The sequence below is a fragment of the Kocuria sp. HSID16901 genome (genome assembly GCF_003989425.1).
In the GTDB taxonomy this organism is placed as follows: Bacteria; Actinomycetota; Actinomycetes; order Actinomycetales; family Micrococcaceae; genus Rothia; species Rothia massiliensis.
In genome coordinates this window covers 1-16,317 of record NZ_RBLM01000003.1, presented here as the reverse complement: position 1 = coordinate 16,317, position 16,317 = coordinate 1, and the positions used below count along the sequence as shown (strand labels likewise).

The 16,317-nt window shown below is 61.1% G+C and carries 16 protein-coding genes; 10 read left to right on the top strand and 6 right to left on the bottom strand.

What is annotated here, in order from left to right; all coding sequences use genetic code 11:
- Positions 1-51: 51 nt before the first annotated feature.
- From D8M21_RS05115 to D8M21_RS05105, 3 genes are all read right to left on the bottom strand, one after another.
- The gene (locus D8M21_RS05115; RefSeq protein ID WP_048682410.1) at positions 52-1,239 is read right to left on the bottom strand and encodes a glycoside hydrolase family 26 protein; all 1,188 of its coding nucleotides are present in this window, start codon (positions 1,237-1,239) and stop codon (positions 52-54) included.
- A 45-nt stretch (positions 1,240-1,284) separates the two neighbouring features.
- On the bottom strand, positions 1,285-2,184 hold the full coding sequence (locus tag D8M21_RS05110) for a chitosanase (RefSeq protein ID WP_065424314.1): 900 nt from the start codon (positions 2,182-2,184) through the stop codon (positions 1,285-1,287).
- 527 nt (positions 2,185-2,711) lie between these two features.
- Positions 2,712-3,404 (bottom strand): LysE family translocator, encoded by a 693-nt coding sequence (locus D8M21_RS05105; RefSeq protein WP_048682415.1) that lies wholly within the window; start codon positions 3,402-3,404, stop codon positions 2,712-2,714.
- 163 nt (positions 3,405-3,567) lie between these two features.
- Here D8M21_RS05105 and D8M21_RS05100 point away from each other — a divergent pair, with 163 nt between their 5' ends.
- The 4 genes from D8M21_RS05100 to D8M21_RS05085 all read left to right on the top strand — a co-directional run bounded on the left by D8M21_RS05100 (position 3,568) and on the right by D8M21_RS05085 (position 7,496).
- The gene (locus tag D8M21_RS05100; protein ID WP_048682416.1) at positions 3,568-4,443 is read left to right on the top strand and encodes an alpha/beta hydrolase family esterase; all 876 of its coding nucleotides are present in this window, start codon (positions 3,568-3,570) and stop codon (positions 4,441-4,443) included.
- Between the two features lie 235 nt (positions 4,444-4,678).
- Positions 4,679-6,046, top strand: a complete 1,368-nt coding sequence (locus tag D8M21_RS05095; protein WP_048682419.1) for a sensor histidine kinase — start codon at positions 4,679-4,681, stop codon at positions 6,044-6,046.
- Positions 6,047-6,146: 100 nt separating this feature from the next.
- Entirely contained in the window at positions 6,147-6,809 is a 663-nt protein-coding gene (locus D8M21_RS05090; protein WP_202975603.1) for a response regulator transcription factor, read from the top strand.
- 213 nt (positions 6,810-7,022) lie between these two features.
- Positions 7,023-7,496 carry a MarR family winged helix-turn-helix transcriptional regulator gene (locus D8M21_RS05085; RefSeq protein ID WP_126855696.1) on the top strand — a complete coding sequence of 158 codons (474 nt, stop codon included), beginning with the start codon at positions 7,023-7,025 and terminating at the stop codon, positions 7,494-7,496.
- Positions 7,497-7,587: 91 nt separating this feature from the next.
- Here D8M21_RS05085 and D8M21_RS05080 read toward each other — a convergent pair whose 3' ends face one another.
- The 3 genes from D8M21_RS05080 to bioB all read right to left on the bottom strand — a co-directional run bounded on the left by D8M21_RS05080 (position 7,588) and on the right by bioB (position 10,655).
- Positions 7,588-7,845: a hypothetical protein gene (locus D8M21_RS05080; protein ID WP_048682428.1), complete on the bottom strand. Its 258-nt coding sequence runs from the start codon at positions 7,843-7,845 to the stop codon at positions 7,588-7,590.
- Positions 7,846-7,858: 13 nt separating this feature from the next.
- Positions 7,859-9,514, bottom strand: coding sequence for a cation:proton antiporter (locus D8M21_RS05075; RefSeq protein ID WP_048682432.1), 1,656 nt, complete (start codon positions 9,512-9,514; stop codon positions 7,859-7,861).
- A gap of 70 nt (positions 9,515-9,584) precedes the next feature.
- Positions 9,585-10,655 carry a biotin synthase BioB gene (bioB, locus tag D8M21_RS05070; RefSeq protein ID WP_126855736.1) on the bottom strand — a complete coding sequence of 357 codons (1,071 nt, stop codon included), beginning with the start codon at positions 10,653-10,655 and terminating at the stop codon, positions 9,585-9,587.
- A 151-nt stretch (positions 10,656-10,806) separates the two neighbouring features.
- On the opposite strand from bioB, the gene D8M21_RS05065 reads away from it, so the two are divergent.
- The 6 genes from D8M21_RS05065 to D8M21_RS05040 all read left to right on the top strand — a co-directional run bounded on the left by D8M21_RS05065 (position 10,807) and on the right by D8M21_RS05040 (position 15,645).
- The gene (locus D8M21_RS05065) at positions 10,807-11,343 is read left to right on the top strand and encodes a type 1 glutamine amidotransferase domain-containing protein (protein WP_048682436.1); all 537 of its coding nucleotides are present in this window, start codon (positions 10,807-10,809) and stop codon (positions 11,341-11,343) included.
- A 43-nt stretch (positions 11,344-11,386) separates the two neighbouring features.
- Positions 11,387-12,025, top strand: a complete 639-nt coding sequence (locus D8M21_RS05060) for a TetR/AcrR family transcriptional regulator (RefSeq protein WP_048682440.1) — start codon at positions 11,387-11,389, stop codon at positions 12,023-12,025.
- 97 nt (positions 12,026-12,122) lie between these two features.
- A complete protein-coding gene (locus D8M21_RS05055; RefSeq protein ID WP_048682443.1) occupies positions 12,123-13,499 on the top strand; it encodes a galactokinase in 1,377 nt (458 codons plus the stop codon).
- Positions 13,500-13,898: 399 nt separating this feature from the next.
- Positions 13,899-15,014: an NADH:flavin oxidoreductase/NADH oxidase gene (locus D8M21_RS05050; RefSeq protein WP_048682446.1), complete on the top strand. Its 1,116-nt coding sequence runs from the start codon at positions 13,899-13,901 to the stop codon at positions 15,012-15,014.
- 214 nt (positions 15,015-15,228) lie between these two features.
- Positions 15,229-15,375, top strand: coding sequence for an Rv0909 family putative TA system antitoxin (locus D8M21_RS05045; protein ID WP_126855695.1), 147 nt, complete (start codon positions 15,229-15,231; stop codon positions 15,373-15,375).
- A 75-nt stretch (positions 15,376-15,450) separates the two neighbouring features.
- The gene (locus D8M21_RS05040; RefSeq protein ID WP_048682449.1) at positions 15,451-15,645 is read left to right on the top strand and encodes a CsbD family protein; all 195 of its coding nucleotides are present in this window, start codon (positions 15,451-15,453) and stop codon (positions 15,643-15,645) included.
- Positions 15,646-16,317: the final 672 nt, after the last annotated feature.

Genomic DNA, 16,317 nt, shown 5'->3' with positions numbered 1-16,317 from the left:
GCTTCGCCGGCCGGGGTGACGCATTCGCGTCGGGGAGGAGCGGGGCGCTATTTAGAAATTTCCCTGGAATTGCTGCTCGGTCAGGTGCTTCTGGCCGTCGGCGCCCACCATGTTGTCCTTCTTCATGGTGTCCACGAAGGCGCTGTACACGTGCAGGGGATCGCCGCTGGCACCGGTGACTTGCTGGTCTCCACCGTTGCCGCCATTTTTCTGGTTATCGCGGTCGATGGCCGACCACTTGGTCCAGCCGAGCTTGCCGCCCTCGTCCTTGTCGTTATTGAAGTACGAGAGCATCTTGACCTTCTCGCCGTGCGCACCCGTGAAGTAGCTTGCGGTGCCCCACATGTCGTTCATCCACTGGTTCTTACCGTCACCCTCGTTGGAGCCGATTTCCGGAATGGCCAGCGGCTTATTCGGGGCAATTTCGGTGACTTCACGTAGCGACTGCTCCAGGATCTGGCTGGGCTGCTGCCATCCTTGTTCGTTGTTGCGGTTGTACGCATCGACGCCGACCCAATCGACGTAATCGTCCCCCGGGTAGAACTCCTTGCCGGGCACGTTTCCGTTGGCTCCAACGCCGCCCATGCTCATCGGGATCCACATGTACTGTAGGTGGCTCTTATCGAGACCACCGACGCCGTCTAGCTGCTGGTGAACGTGCTGGAAAGCGGAGACGTAGTCATTCGGGGAATTTTCCTTCGTGGCGCCCCACGGGTACCAATCGCCGTTCATCTCGTGGCCGAGCCGCAGATAGACCTGGCGGTCGTCGTCGGTGCCGGCCTTTCCATCCGGACCGTTGACGTAACTCTGGAGCATTTTGCCCTCGCGCTGGATGAGGTCGTCCTTTTTCCCGGTCTCGATGTCGTGCAGAACATTCTTTTCATTCGCATCGCCGGTCCGCAATTCCCACGTAAATACCGGGACGGAACCGCTGTTCCACGTGTTGACCAGATCAGACCGCGTCGAATCGATCTCGTTATCCGCGAAACCGTGGAAAAGAACCTTAGTTGCCGGTGTCTTGCCGACCACCTTGTTGATGTCCTCGTCCTTGACGGTATTCGGATTGTTATTGAGCCCGTAGAGCATCGAGGAAGGCTGGTTGTCCTTCTGCTGGGTGGCCTGTGCCGCCGAGTTCTGATCGCCAGGGGCGGGAGCCGCCTGAGCCATGGGAGCGACGGCGCCCGCCATCAGGGTGCCGATGCAAGCCGAAATAACGCATCGTGTGCCGAACTTTCGCATGAGTCTGCTGTCCTATCGGTAGGGTCTTCCGAGTCGTGGAGGGGGTTACTTGCCGAGGTCGTCGAAGCTGTTGACCTGGTAGTGGTCTTCGTTGACGGTCCAGTCGAGCGGGAACTGCAAATCAAATTTGGACTCGTTGACAAACGGACGCTGCTCGTCGGTGACCCGTTGCAAGGTGTCCTTGTCGTTGTGGCTGTCCGAGTGCTCCATGCTGTCCTGGTGGATGTCCAAGAACCGCTCCAGGAATTCTTTCTGGTCCACGCCCTGTGCCGGTGTCTTGCCGCCGAAGGAATCCACGGTCTCCTGGTGGATCTTCTTAAAACCCTTTTCATCCGGGTCGCTACCCATGCCATTCAGCACCAAGGTGTCGTAGTAGATGAACTGGCCGAGGGCACCGACCCCGTCCTGTTCACCCTGGTCGACGGCGGGATTGAAGTAGAGCTCGTCACGAACCTGACGCTGGGCTTCTTGCATCTTGGGATCCTTCACGGCTTCCTTCCACGCTTGGTGGAAACCCTTTTGATCCAGGCCGTCCAAGTTGTCTCCGGAGAGCTTCTTGAGCGGTTCAATGTAGTCGTGCAACGCGTTCTGACCGCCGGTCGCCTTGTCGTAGTTGTCGAGGACCTTGTTGAAGTCGCCCGTGCCGGTGGTGAATCCGACGATTCCGAGCGTGATGCCGCGGCCGTCGTCTTCTTTCTGATAGAAACCGTAGTGGGCATCCATGTTGAGGTCGCTGTTTTCGTTGGTAGCGACGATGTCGTTCGCCAATTCCTTGAGCTGCGGGTCCTTGAGGTCCTTGGGAGCCGCGGCCGCAGCAGCATGATCCGGCTGTGGCCCGGCATTGTCGTTCGCTGCATTCGCGGCGGTGGGGACCACCAGCGATCCCGCGACCATAGCCAGCGCACCAATACCCACAGTCGCTTTGCTGAAGTTTCCGAGTGCCATTTCAGGTTTGCCTTTCCGAGGGGATGTTCCGTTCTCGAGGGCACGAACCGCCGGTTGGATACCGCGACCGTGCACTCTCCAAATAACCAGCGGATTCTTACGTGAAGGTCGGTTAACTCTTTCCAATCCGTGAATCCCTTGTAACGCTAAGTTTCTGGATCTATCGACAGCTCTTTACAAGGAATCATCAAGAAATTATCTACTTTGACAAAAGTTTCCACGTTTTCGAGGAGGAAATTTTCCTGCGACCAGCCCGATGAGCCCGAAACTTCGGGGTTGAGGACCATAGTGATCCGGCGCCCTTGGGGCGCTGCTAAAGGGGCGGCTACCAAAACGACCATTCCGGCGGCAATTTTTATGAATAAACCCAAACAGCACCGAAAACCCAGAAACTTAGGGCTATTAGGTATTAAATATGAACCGCTAACGTCCCTTTACCCAAAGTTTCCGAACATGTCGCCCGGTGCACACTCACACATGTCAGAAGCGTCGTCGGGAAGGACCACAGTCGACGACGTCGACCGTGGTCATCCAGCCAGCCCAACCACGCCGTCGACCAGGAAGCCGACCCCGATCAGGAAAAACAGGCACGCCGTCGCAACCTCGACGCGGAACCAGTAGGTGCGAATCCACCGCACCACGACCCCGCTAGAAGCCACCCATGCGAAGGTCGCAAACCAGGCCAGTCCGATCACCATGAAGACCACAACGAGGATGGCCGTCTGCCACCACGGAAATCCGTGGCTCATGAACGGAGCCAAGAGCGCGGTAAAGAAGATCAGGGCCTTGGGGTTCGCGAGGTTCGTCGCGAGCCCCTTGAGATACGCACCACGCAGACTCGCCCGGCGTACTTTCACCGCGGGGCCCCCACGCGAGGCGCCTCGCAACGACCACAGCCCCGACAAGCCCATATACGCCAAGAAGCAGCCGCCCAAGATTTTCAGGATCGGAACTATCGCGGGGAAGAGTGCCACGAGCGCGCCTAGTCCCACGACCGCGCCCACCATCCACATCAAATTCCCGGTCATGACCCCGAGGGCCGCCGCAAGCCCCAAGATTCTGGGGCGGGCACCGGTTGCCTGAGGGGCCGCCGTGGAAGGCACCTCCGCCGTCGAGGTTCGAGGGGCCGCCTGCTGCAGAATCATCAGAACGTCGGGGCCAGGAGCCAGGAGAGCAACAACCCAGGCCGCGATCAGCGGCAAGACGTTCACGATGGTCATAGTTCTCCTCGTCGAGGCACAGGGTCGATGGTCGCCCTCAAAACGGACGGATTCTGTACAAAATAGCGCGTTGGCCACCATCAACACAGTCGACGTCGTCCACATGAAGCCATGAATCGGCGGCTCCTCGACCCTCACTGCCGCTTCCGCCTATGCTGTCCGGGTGAGCAAGCCATACGTCGTGACGAGGGAATCCCTTCCCCTTCAGGGTGTCGAGAGAACGTTCACCGTGGTGGCCCCCGAACGGCACGATCCGAGCCCACCTCTCATCCTGGCTTTCCACGGATCGCAACAAAGTTCGCGCGTCTTCCGGAAATTCACCGCCGAAACCTTCGACGCCGCCGCCGTTGCCGCAGGTGCCCTCGTGGCCTACCCCGACGCCTTCCATCGGCATTTCAACGATTCCCGTCGCGGTTCGACCTTCGAGTCCCGCCGCCAGGGAATCGACGACGTCGCCTTCACGGCCGCCATCATCCGCCACATGACCCGCGCACACCACGTAGACCCCGCCCGGGTTTTCGTGGTCGGTTACTCCAACGGCGGCCAGATGGTGATACGCCTCCTCCACGAAGCACCCAAGCTGCTCGCCGGAGCAGCAATCATCGCGGCCACCCAGCCCGCGCCGAGCAATTTTCTGCTCACCGACCGTCCAACCGTGAAGCCGCGCCCTATCCGCCTGATGGCAATCCACGGTACGGCGGATCCCCTCGCGCCCTACGCGGGCGGCGAAGCATCACTCTGGGGTTCCGAATCCCGTGGCGAGGTACTCTCCGCCGTCGATTCGGCCTCGTACTTTGCCCGCCGCAACGGCATTTCCACCGACCCGGTGACGGAACGCCGGTTCGAGGACGTCGAGGTGACCCGATGGAGTGAACAGGGCCGCGAACCCGTCGAGCTGTGGTCCGTCGAGGGAATGGGACACGTGGTTCCTTCACCACACGAATTTCCGCCACAGTTGGGCTCAGGCACACGCTCGTTCATCGCCGCAGAGGCCATCACGCATTTCTGGGGCCTCTCCCCCGCGCCCTTTGAAGGGTAGAACTAGCACTACCCCATCTTCAGTGCCCGCCCCACTGACCCGGCGGGCCGATCCGAGCCACGATAGTTTGTGACGAAGCGCCGACCCGAAGGGGTTCCTCCCGCGCCGACGAGGCCGTCTCGACCAGTGCATGCCTCATCGGCCAACCCATAGCCCCCTTCGGCTCGGCCTCGTCCTGAACCGACGTGTAACCTCACGAGTAACACCAACCCTGGAACCTGAGGCAAAGAACAGAATGAACCAGTCGATGTGGCGCCTGCTCAGGAGCCCCTGGTATCTCGTGACGGCGGGTCCGTGGGCGGCGATCATGGGGATGGTCCTTCAGCCCCTCATCTTCTTCGTGGCCTTCTTTGGCTTCCTGACCTTGCTCACCCTCTCGACCAATTCCTCGGTCAGGATTTCTCTCGAACTTCTCCTACTTCCCGCCATCTGCCTCATCTTCCTACCAATTCTGGGACTGTGGTTCGGCTACGTCGAACGCGGCCGCTTATGGATGTTGGGGTTCCGCGACATCCCCTCGGCCCATGTTGCCCTTCCCCTGAGGCCCTTTACCGTGTGGCTCAAAACCCGGTACAAGGAACCCGCCTCGTGGCGAAACGTCCTGGCGATGGTGGCCTCCGCAATGTTCGGCATCGCCACCATGATCGTGTTGTTCCTCGAGGCGGCCACACTGTTTATCACGGTCATGCTGTGGACCGTCACCGGAGCGCTCCACCAAGACATCGATACGGAGAGCCTGAGCCAAGACCCCCTCGTCATATCGTGGATGGCTAAGCGCCCCCTGCACGCCGACGAATGGTGGATTCCCGCCCTCGCGTTCTTCGGCTGCCTCATCCTCTTCGCGTACTTCAACGGTCTCTACTCCGCGATCACCGCCACGGTCTCCAAGGCCCTGCTCAGCCCTCGGCCCGAGGAAATTGAACGTCAAGTTCACCAGTTGACCTTTTCCCGCGCCCGCATCTTGGACAATTTTGAGTCCGAACGACGCCGCATCGAGCGGGACCTTCACGACGGCGTCCAGCAAGAACTCGTCAACCTCAACCTGCGTCTCGGGATGGCGGAATTTGAACTTCAAATGCTCGAAGGCCAAGGGGTCGACATCACGTCGGCCAGGGAACAAGTGGTCCGCGCCCAGGAGCAAATGACCCACGCGCTGCAGACCCTTCGCAACACCGTTCGAGGCATCTACCCCGCAGTCTTGGAAGATCACGGCCTCCGGGCGGCGCTCGAAGAGTTGGCGAACAACTGCATGCTGCCGGTGCATCTGCACTACACCGCAGCCGACCAGCTGCCCAACGACATCCAGCGAACCGCCTACTACGTTGCCAACGAGGCCGTCACCAACGCCCTCAAGCACTCCACGGCGAACACCCTGTGGATCTCGGCGTCGGTCATGGACGGCGCCCTGACGGTCGAGATCACGGACAACGGCCAGGGCGGCGCCGATATGAGCAAGGGAACGGGAATGTCTGGGCTCAACGAACGCGTGCAACCGTTGGGCGGCAGCGTCTGGGTGGAATCCCCGGTGGGCGGACCAACCACCCTCTACGGACGCCTGCCATTGAGCAGTCAAAGCCCCGATTCCATCGACGCAGCCACCTAATCTCCACCGGAGGCGTCGGCAGATACCCTGGGAGGGGTGGGTCGTCGCCATGAAGCTACGCTCCCACTACCTGTCCCGACCCTGTCGAAAGGCCGAACCAGTGCGCATTGTTCTTGCGGAAGATTCCACTCTGCTGCGGGAGGGGCTCGTCATGGTCCTGACGAGACTCGGTCACGAGGTCACGCGCCAAGTTGAAGACGCCGGCGCTCTCCTGACGGCGGTGGACGAGGCACACGCGGACGAAGGCCTCGACGTCGTCATTACCGACGTGCGCATGCCACCCACCAACACCAACGACGGACTTCAAGCCGCCCACACCCTTCGCGAGCGCTACCCCCGCCTACCGGTCTTGGTGCTTTCCCAGTACATCGCCTCCGCGTACGCCCGTGAACTCTTCTCCGAAGACTCTTCCGGACTCGGATACCTTCTCAAGGACAGGGTCGCCAAGGTCGAGGACTTCGCTCGTGCCCTGGAAACCGTGGCCGGCGGGGGCACCGTGATCGACCCCGACGTCGTGAAGCACCTCATGGGCAACGCTTCGTCCACGGGCCGTTCGAGCGCCTTGGATCAGCTGACCCCCCGCGAATTGGAGATTCTCAATCTCATGGCACAGGGGAAAGCCAACTCCGAGATCGAGAAGGAACTCTTCGTCTCCTCGGCGACTGTGGCCAAACACATAGGTAATATTTTCGACAAACTTGGCTTGGCCCCCGACGCCGGTAACCGGCGAGTACGAGCCGTACTTACTTTCCTTGACAAGTAAATTCGTTGAATTTCCGCCAGGATCGAGCCTGGTTAACCGGAAGGGCACGGTTGCGTTAACTTCGAGACGCGAAAAGTTCACCCAATCGTGGTTTCCAAAGTTTTGGTTTGGAAATTTCCTAGTACTCTTTGAACGCATGGCATTTTCTTAGCGGGCCTAAATTTTGGGGACGTCAAGAGGTCATCGCAGAGAAACCACCAAGGGGGATAACCGTTGACAGAACCACAAGAAAGCCCGGTCGGGAGCGAGGAGAGGATTCGTTCCGACGCGTGGCGGCAGTACTTCGAGACTTCACAGATGCTGCTGAACAAGCTCGAACAACTGCTCCGAAAGGACACGGCGCTTCGTCTCGCCGATTACGACGTGTGCCAGCTCCTGTACCACGCCAAGGACCGGCGTCTGCGTTTGGGCGATATCGCCCACGAGATGGTCTTTTCCCCGTCACGCCTCAGCTACCAAGTTGGAGTGCTCTGCGAGAAGGGAATTCTCCGACGGATCGAGGACACGACGGACGGCCGGGCAGCCTTCGCAGAGTTGACCAGCCATGGGGTGCAGGTCTTCCTGGAGGCCCAGGAGATCCATAAGCGCCACGTCGGAGACATGTTCAACGGCCTGGTCTCTCTGGAAGAGGCCGAGACCGTTGAGAGCGTCTTCACCAGGGTCCGCAAGGTCCTCCGCCGAGGCTAATCAGGGCGCAGAAAACAGGAAGGGCCCGCACTTCACGCACGCGCGTGGGGTGCGGGCCCTTTCTGTGTCGACGGCGCGGGGCCGGTGTGTTTTAGGAGCGGGACGTATCCCGCGTACGGCCCTCCTGAGACCACGGTTTGGCCGCGGGAGATCCGGATTCCAGCTGGTCCGCCTTGCGGAGCTCTTCGCGGTTGTGGCTGACCATCGAGGCCACCACGTTCAGGGCCAGGCCGGCAAGGAGCAGGATCCAGCCGAGAACGCCCAGATGGGCGGTTACGAGGATGGCGCCGAGCAGAATCACCAGCAGGGACGTCAGGTACGCGGGGGTGAGGAAGACGCGATAGTTCATGTCTTCTATTTCATCATGAGGCCGGCGGTTGCGAGTCGCCAGGCTCTTTCCTGCCCATTCGTTGGGCTGCTTGTGGGTTCCCGTCTGGTCTCATCGCGGGAAGTATTCCGGCCATATCGGGGTTCTCGATGGCGGCGAGCTGATCGAGTCTCCGTAACACTTGGTCGGCGGTTGCCGGGTCCACACCCCGGTCGGAACGTGCCTTGATCACTTCGTCCTGCGCCGCGTTCAAGGCGATATCGCGAATATGCACAAATAGCTTGCGCCGCTTGGTGCGTTCCCGCATCTGCTGGTCGTAGACCTCGGAGCTTTCGATCTCCTGCGGGCTTCGCGGGACCATCCGCCGGTAGAGTTCCGAAACCGTCGCCACCATCTCTGGGGGCGCATCCTTGGCTGAGGATCGGACGGCCTCCATCGCCGCGTACTGAGCCCTTTGCAGCAGCTCGCGTTCCTGCCGGTCTTGGTCGTCCTCTTGGTCGAGCCCCAAGATCTTGACGAGCATGGGCAGCGTCAGTCCGGGGAAGACCATGGTGAACAGGAGCACCACGAATGCGATGACCAGCACCTCGGAACGGAAATCAAAGCCGATCGTCGGAAGGGAGAGGGCCAGCGCCAGCGTCACCAGTCCGCGCATGCCGGACCACGTCATTACCAGGGCTTCGCCGAAGGTGCGCGGCGTCATGAAGCGGCCACCCTTGGCGGAGTTGACCGCCACCATCACGGCCATCCATGCCAGCCGCAACAGGATCACGACGGCGGAGATGATGACTCCGTGCAGGATCATTTCGCCGATGCGGTCGCCGGCGTCGTCGATAACCGCGCGAACCTGCAGCCCAATCAGGCCGAAGGCGACGCCGGTGATGAGCAATTCCAAGACGCCCCAGAAGGCCGTTCCGCTGAGACGATCCTCGGGCTCCAGGTCACCGATGGTGCTCGACATCTGGACGGCTCCGACCACCACGGCGATCACGCCGGATGCATGGATCTCTTCGGAAGCGATGTAGATCGCGAACGGGATGACCAGGGTCAAGCCGGACCGTGCCACGCTCGAGGTCAGGTACCGCCGCGCAATGCCACCCAACCACCCGAAAAGCAGGCCGACTGCCACGGCCGCAACCGCGGTGTACAGAAATTCCAAGGCCAACATGGGAGCGGAGAGGTGCCCGTGATCCGTAATGGCCGCGAGCGCCGCCTGGAAGGCCACGAGGGAGACGGCGTCGTTAAACAGGCCCTCCGTTTGGAGCGTGGCGACGATGCGTCGTGGGATTCCCACCGGTTCCGCGACAGCCTCAACCGCCACGGGGTCCGGCGGGGCGACGGCCGCACCGATGGCCACGGCCGCCGCGAGCGTCATTCCCGGGATGAAGACGAGGGCCGTCCACGTCACGGCCAAGATCGTGATGGCCACGAGGACCACCGAATAGATGACGATCGCCCGCCAGTTGGTTCGGAACATCTGCCAACTGGCTCTTTGCCCTAGCGCCCAGAGCAAGGGCGGGAGGAAGATCGGCAGGATCAGCTCAGGCTTGATGCTGACGTTCGGAACCGCCGGAATGAAAATGATCGCTGCGACGGCAAGCGTCAACAGCACCGGCCAGGGCAGATTGAATCGGTCGCCGACGCCTACGAGCACGAGGGTCGCCAACAGAATCACAATAATGACGATCATGAAGTCCACACACAAACCATACGGCCCATAGGCAGCGGTTGGGCAGGAGCGGCGACAAACCCCTCGTGGGCTAGGCGTTTGGCGCGGTCTCGGTTCCTACTCCCCGACGCCGGAGGGACACCTGCTCCGTGCGTTCTTCGTGTTCGGCCACCAGGTCGCGGCCCTCCGCACCCAAAACCTCGAATCCGGCGTCGCGGATCATCCGTAGATCATCCAGGGCGGACTGCCCTTCGCTCGTCAAGTAGTCGCCCAGGAACAGCGAGTTGACCACATTGAGGGCGAGGGGCTGGAGCGAACGCAAATGCATTTCTCGTCCCCCCGCCATCCGAACCTCACGATCCGGGGCGGCCATTCTCACCATCGCGAGAATACGCAAGCATTTCAGGGGATCTAACTCCCACGTTCCTTCCAGCGGAGTGCCCTCGAAGGGCATCAGAAAATTGACCGGAATAGATTCGGCACCCAGATCCACCAGGGAAAACACGGCATCGACGAGCTGTTCGGGGCTCTCCCCCATGCCCACGATCAGGCCCGAGCACGCCTGAAGCCCGGTCTCACGGGCGCGACGCACCGTTTCGACACGTTCACCGAATCCGTGCGTCGTGCAAATCTCCCCGTAGTGATCCTCGGAGGTGTTGAGGTTGTGGTTGTAGGCGTCCGCACCGGCATCACGGAGTTTCTCCGCCTGGCCTTCACGCAAGATTCCGAGGCAAGCGCAGACTTCGACGTCGGGATTGGCGCCTTTCAGGCCGTGGATCATCGTCGAGACCCTGTCGACGTCCCGGTCGGTAGGCCCCTTGCCGCTGGCCACCATGCATACGCGTGAAGCACCACCGGCAATTCCTAGCTCAGCCTGCCGCACGGCCTCTTCGGGCTTGATCCACGTGTACTTCAGGATCTCGGCGGCCGAACCTAGGCGTTGCGAGCAGTAGGTGCAGTCTTCCGGGCACAAGCCGGACTTCAGATTGACCAGATAGTTGACCTTGACGCTATTGCCAAAGTGTTGGCGGCGGAGGTCAGAAGCGGCCGCGACGATCCCCAGGGTTTCGGCGTCGGAGGCGTTGAGGATGGACAGTGCTTCCTCTCGGTTAAGGCTCTGGCCTTCGGAGATTCGGCGGGCGAGGGCAGTTGGTTCACACATCATGTGAGCATTGAACACCGTTTTTGAACGGTGTTCAATGTTCGCAGGGGGCTGCCTCATCGACAATGTGCTCTGAGCGCACACCCTTTCGTCGCTCCGTCGTTCAGACGTAGCGTGGCCTTAAAACAGCACGCTCAGAAGGGATTACACCATGGCAGACCTCTCCGGAAAGACCGTCGCCTTCCTCTTGACCAACGGTGTCGAAGAGGTTGAGCTGACCCGCCCCCGCAAGGCTCTCGACGACGCCGGCGCTAAGACCGTCATCGTCTCCCCCGCCGAAGGGACCTTGACGGCCATGAACGGCGATTGGGACCACGCAGACTCCTTCTCCGTGGACGTCCCGCTCGCGGAGGCCAACCCGGAAGACTACGATGCCCTCGTCCTTCCCGGCGGAACCCTCAACGCGGACGCTTTGCGTATCGCCGACGGCGCCACGGACTTCGTTCGGGCCTTCTTCGACCAGAACAAGACGGTCGCGGCGATTTGCCACGCACCCTGGATCCTTGCCCAGGCCGACCTCGCGCGGGGGCGCCGCCTGACCTCGTTCTCCTCGATCACTACGGACCTCATTAACGCCGGTGCCGCGTGGGAGGACGAGCAAGTAGTGGTGGACGGCAACCTCATCACGAGCCGCAATCCCCACGACATCGATGCCTTCAACGCCGCCATTTCTGAGGCCCTCTCCTAAGCCTCAGCAGCGTGGGCGAGAAGACCCTCGGTAGACTCTTTTCGTGGCCCTGACCCAAGAACGCATTCTCTCGACCGCCCTCTCGCTGCTGAGCGAGTACGGGTTGGGCGATTTGTCGATGCGTCGGGTCGCCTCGGAACTCGGCGTCGCGCCGGGTGCCCTGTACTACCACGTGAAGAATAAGCAGGAATTGCTGACCCTGCTGGCCGAGCGGATGCTGGCGTCTCCGGAACGCATCGAGGAACCCTCGGGCCCGCTCGATCCCGCCGAAACCGTGGAGGCCGTTGTCGCCCTGGCCAGGACCGCACGGGAGGCTATCGTTCCGTATCCGGACGGCGCCGACGTCGTCGGGGTGGCGATGGCGGCCCACCCGGAGTCCATCAGGTCTTTTGTGGAGGTCCGCCGTTGCCTGAAAGCGGCCGGTTTGGACGAGCGCCACGCCGACTGGGGCGCCAGAACGGTGCTCTACTCGGTGTTGGGGTTTGTCTCAGCCGAACACAATCGTGCGCGACTCACCTCACCGGGGCCACGGGGCGGAGGCGCGGAGGGCGATGGCGCCAGCGTGGCCGGATTTGAGGCCGAGGCCTGCGAGTTCGGCGTTCGCGCTGCCGTGGACGGACTGCTTCGGTCCACAAAACTCTCGCCGCCTGGGAGCGGATCCGAACCGCATTACAATGATTGATGCGCGCGGTCTCCGCCAATCCCCAATCTGACTCTCCACGGCCGAACCGCGCGTCATTTTCCCCACAACGTCCAACACAGAATTCAGGTACAGCTCCATGACCGAGGCCTCGATCGCGGCTCGATGGGCCAGATTGCCGGACCACACCGCGCAGGTGCAGGCCCTGCGAGAGGCGTTCCTTGAGAGGTACGGATCGGAGCCCGACGGCGTTTGGTCAGCCCCCGGACGCCTGAACCTCTTGGGCGAGTACGTCGATTTCAACGGCGGCGCATGTTTTCCCACGCCACTGCCGTACCGGACGCTGATCGCCGGCCGTCTCCGGCGAGACGGCATCCTTCACGCCGAGTCGCTGCAGATGAGCGAACCCGTGCAACACCGCGTTTCGGAGATCACGCCCGGAACCGTGAGCGGATGGTTTTCTTACGTGGGCGGCGTCGCCTGGTCCATGAATCAGGAAGGCGGCGGCGACATCGCCCTACCGCCGGATTTTGGCGCCGACCTCCTCATCGACTCGACCGTCCCAGTCGGAGGCGGGTTGTCATCCTCCGCCGCACTCGAGTGTGCAACAGCCTTGGCGCTCCTGGAGCTCTCCTGCCCCTTGCGCACCGAAGCTTCCATGCAACCCCTCCCCGTGGGCGGCTGCGGTCCGGACAACGACGAACTTCGCGCACGCCTGGCTCGAGTGTGCATGCGGGCCGAGAACGAGGTGGCCGGCGCCGTGACCGGTGGGCTTGACCAAACCACATCCCTGCGCTCTCTGCCCGGGCAGGCCATAGTCATCGACTTCCGGGACTTCTCGATCCAGCCGGTGGACGTCAACGTTTCGGATGCTGGCCTAACGTTCCTGGTGATCGATACCCGTGCCCCGCATGATCTGGCGGATGGCCAGTATTCGGCTCGCCGCGACGTGTGCGAAGCCCTCCAGAACGCCACCGGAGTCGAATACCTCCGCGATCTCCTACCGGAGCAGATCGGTTTTCCCGACCTGAACGCCGAGCAAGCCCGCGAAGCCAGGGAACGAGTCCTGGAGGAAACCCTGGAGCGGCTCGCAGCAGACCCCACCGTCGTTCGCCGCGTGGGCGTCACCAAACTCCGATCGTGGATGAAACATATTTTCACGGACATGATGTTGGTGGAGCGGGCCCGTTCACTGTTCACGGATCGCCTGCCCACCACCGCGGAAACTTGGGCCGAGCTTGGTTCGCTCTTTACGACGTCGCATTGCTCCATGCGGGACGATCTGGGCGCTTCCCGCGAGGAACTCGATGTCGCCGTCGCGACCTGCCTGGACAATGGGGCCCTCGGGGCCCGGCTCGTGGGCGGCGGATTTGGTGGCGCGGTTTTGGCCTTGGTTTCGCAAGAGCGCACTGGCCAGATTGCCCAGGCGGTTGCCGACGCTTTTGCACAGCGCGATTTTGAGGTACCGGTTTTTCTGCCTCTGGCACCGGGCCGCCCCGCAAATCGGGACGTGTGAGGCTCTGGACATCCCGGGCTAGTTGCAGAGCCTTCCAATAGTTAAAGAAGTAAGGCGGGACGCGTTGCGCGTCCCGCCTTCTTGCCTGTCTCACGTGGTTCGTCTCCCATAGAACCGTCACGCTGCAGGCGCACGTGACGGCATGCGCGAAGCCTTCGCACATCTCGTCGATATCGACAATTCAGTATAAAACACTCGTGAGTACAAAACACCAATGCGGCGCGGGATTCTTTACCAAACCTTGACCGAAGCAGCGTCATAGTTCTTCTTTTTTCCGGCAAATTCGCGTCGCGTCAGCAGGGTGTGTCTCTTTGCGGCACCCAGGGGGAATAAAACACCACAAAAGCGTCGTTGGTGTGGAGGAAAACTTCAGAACAATCCCCTCGGAAAGGTTTCCTCGTGGCCTACTCCCATCTATTTCAGCCCCTGACTCTTCGTGGTCTGACTCTCAAGAACCGGGCCTTGATCGCTCCGATGTGTCAGTACAGCGCGGCCGACGACGGCGTGCCCACCGATTGGCACCTTGCCCACCTTGGGTCCTTCGCTACCGGTGGTTTCTCCCTGGTTCTTGCCGAGGCATCCGGTGTCACTCCCGCGGGCCGCATTTCCCCAGGCGATTTGGGCCTGTGGAGCGATGACCAGGTCAGCGCTTTCTCGCGGATCGCGGACTTCGTCCACGAGAACGGCCAAGGTGCCGCCTTCGGCATTCAGCTGGCCCACGCAGGCCGAAAGGCCTCCACCTACCACGCGCTACCGGGCTACCCAGACGGGTCTTTGGCTTCCGAAGACGGCGCCTGGGAAACCCTCGCCCCCACAGATGAGCCTTTCGGCCCCTTTGACGCTCCGCGCGCCATGACCGAGGACGACATCTTGGAGACCGCCCAGGCTTTCGCCGACGCCGCGCGTCGGGCGGTGCAGGCCGGCGTCGATACGGTGCAGATTCACGCGGCCCACGGATACCTCTTGCATGAATTCCTCCAGAAGGCTGTCAATACCCGCGATGACCGTTGGGGCGGAGAGGAACTGGAAAACCGCATGCGTTTCCCCCTTGAGGTCATCCGCCGTGTTCGCGCGGAACTGCCTGATGAGATGCCGCTCTTGCTGCGAGTCTCGGCGGTGGATTGGAAGGAAGAATGGGGCACCGACGCCGGACGCCGCGCTAACGACGACGATCTCGCTGAGATCACCGAGTTCGTCCGCCAGGCCGGCGAGCTCGGCGTCGACATGGTGGATGTTTCGTCCGGCGGGAACTTGCCGCAGCCTCATGTGAAGCCGGGGCCGGGGTACCAGACGGAATTTGCTGCGCACATCCGTAAAGAGACCGGCATCGTGACGAGCGCCGTCGGAGTCATCACGGATCCCACACAGGCCGAGCACATCGTTGCGAGTGGACAAGCCGACGCCGTGAGCATTGGCCGCGAGGCGCTTCGCGACCCGCGGTGGGCATGGCGTGCCGCTCGTGAGTTGCGCCAGGACATCGAGTCGCCAGGGCAGTTCTATCGGGCCGCAAGGTAATGAGGAGCCCAATTCACCAATGCTTCCAGGGAACTATCTCCACATTGGCTGAAAATGAGGTCACGATTCAGTGACGACGTTTTGCCAGGGGTGAACAATCCCGGAATCTGGCGGTGGACGGTTCACATTGCCCGGACGCTTGGCCTAGTGTGATCACCAAGAGGCGACCCAGAGCACAAAATTCAAAGGGTTGCCGCAACGAAAGGAGCCGATTATGGGTTTCGATCTGAATAACGACAAGGTTGACGACGCTCTGAACAAGGGCAAGGATGCCGTCAATGACAAGACCGGTAAGGATACCGTCAAGGACGAGCATGTCGATAAGGCCAAGGATGCCTTGAACGACAAGTTCGGCAACTAAGTCACGGTTCCTTACAAAGAATCATGCTGACCCCTCGGGTAATACCTTGGGGAACCTTACGAAAGGAGTCCCGCTATGGGTATCGAGGACAAGGCAAACAACGCCTTTCAGGACGCCTCCGGTAACGCCAAGGAGAAAGTTGGCGAAGCTGTTGGCAACGATGATCTGAAAAACGAAGGCAAGGGCGACCAGCTCTCCGCCGCCGTCAAGGATGGCGCAGAGAAGGTCAAGGACGCCGCTCGCAACATCGGCGATAAGCTCAAGGGCTAATTAGGCGACCTTACTTGCCTGCTCATGGCGGTCCCCCTCCGGGGTGGGCCGCCATGAGTGTTTTAACGACGCCGGGGTTACACGTAAGAACTTCGTTGCACCGCCTACCAGGTGACGGCTGAAAGCCGGCGGACAGAACGCGATGTTTGCTTGAAACGCTTGGACTACGAGCTAAGGGCATAGACGACCACAAGTGATCACATCGACGGCGGCTGAGGCCCGTTCCCCGCCTTCTACCTCGACCAATTACAAAGAAGCATTGACCACCAGAACGCTAATTTCAACGGCATCGGCGAACACGTCCAGGTCATGGACTTTGCTTCAATTAAGACTTTTGCCCCCTGCGCCAATCATAAGAAAGAGGAAGGCGAACAGGGCGATGTCATTTACAGACTCCATGTTGAAGCTCTTCCGCAACCTGCGACAAAGGGCCTTCCGTTTTGTAAAGTTAACGTCTACTTGACACTAAAAAACACCCCAATGAGCAAAGTATCTAGCCAAAATAAGGGATACGAGAGACTCCCCCAACGGACACGTCGACACGTGGCTCTTCACAATTCGGGGTGTAGGTGTGGTCTGAATCCGCCGGCTTCGAGGAGTGCGCGGGCGATGTAGTTGGTGAGGTTGCGGAAGCCGAGGGCCAGGCCACGCAGGTGCTCGAGGCGACCGTTC

Excerpts from the sequence above, each read along its gene's own strand:
- D8M21_RS05115 (WP_048682410.1), bottom strand. The coding sequence starts at position 1,239 with ATGCGAAAGTTCGGCACACGATGCGTTATTTCGGCTTGCATCGGCACC.
- D8M21_RS05110 (WP_065424314.1), bottom strand. The coding sequence starts at position 2,184 with ATGGCACTCGGAAACTTCAGCAAAGCGACTGTGGGTATTGGTGCGCTG.
- D8M21_RS05105 (WP_048682415.1), bottom strand. The coding sequence starts at position 3,404 with ATGACCATCGTGAACGTCTTGCCGCTGATCGCGGCCTGGGTTGTTGCT.
- D8M21_RS05095 (WP_048682419.1), top strand. The coding sequence starts at position 4,679 with ATGAACCAGTCGATGTGGCGCCTGCTCAGGAGCCCCTGGTATCTCGTG.
- D8M21_RS05080 (WP_048682428.1), bottom strand. The coding sequence starts at position 7,845 with ATGAACTATCGCGTCTTCCTCACCCCCGCGTACCTGACGTCCCTGCTG.
- D8M21_RS05075 (WP_048682432.1), bottom strand. The coding sequence starts at position 9,514 with ATGATCGTCATTATTGTGATTCTGTTGGCGACCCTCGTGCTCGTAGGC.
- bioB (WP_126855736.1), bottom strand. The coding sequence starts at position 10,655 with ATGTGTGAACCAACTGCCCTCGCCCGCCGAATCTCCGAAGGCCAGAGC.
- D8M21_RS05065 (WP_048682436.1), top strand. The coding sequence starts at position 10,807 with ATGGCAGACCTCTCCGGAAAGACCGTCGCCTTCCTCTTGACCAACGGT.
- D8M21_RS05055 (WP_048682443.1), top strand. The coding sequence starts at position 12,123 with ATGACCGAGGCCTCGATCGCGGCTCGATGGGCCAGATTGCCGGACCAC.
- D8M21_RS05045 (WP_126855695.1), top strand. The coding sequence starts at position 15,229 with ATGGGTTTCGATCTGAATAACGACAAGGTTGACGACGCTCTGAACAAG.
- D8M21_RS05040 (WP_048682449.1), top strand. The coding sequence starts at position 15,451 with ATGGGTATCGAGGACAAGGCAAACAACGCCTTTCAGGACGCCTCCGGT.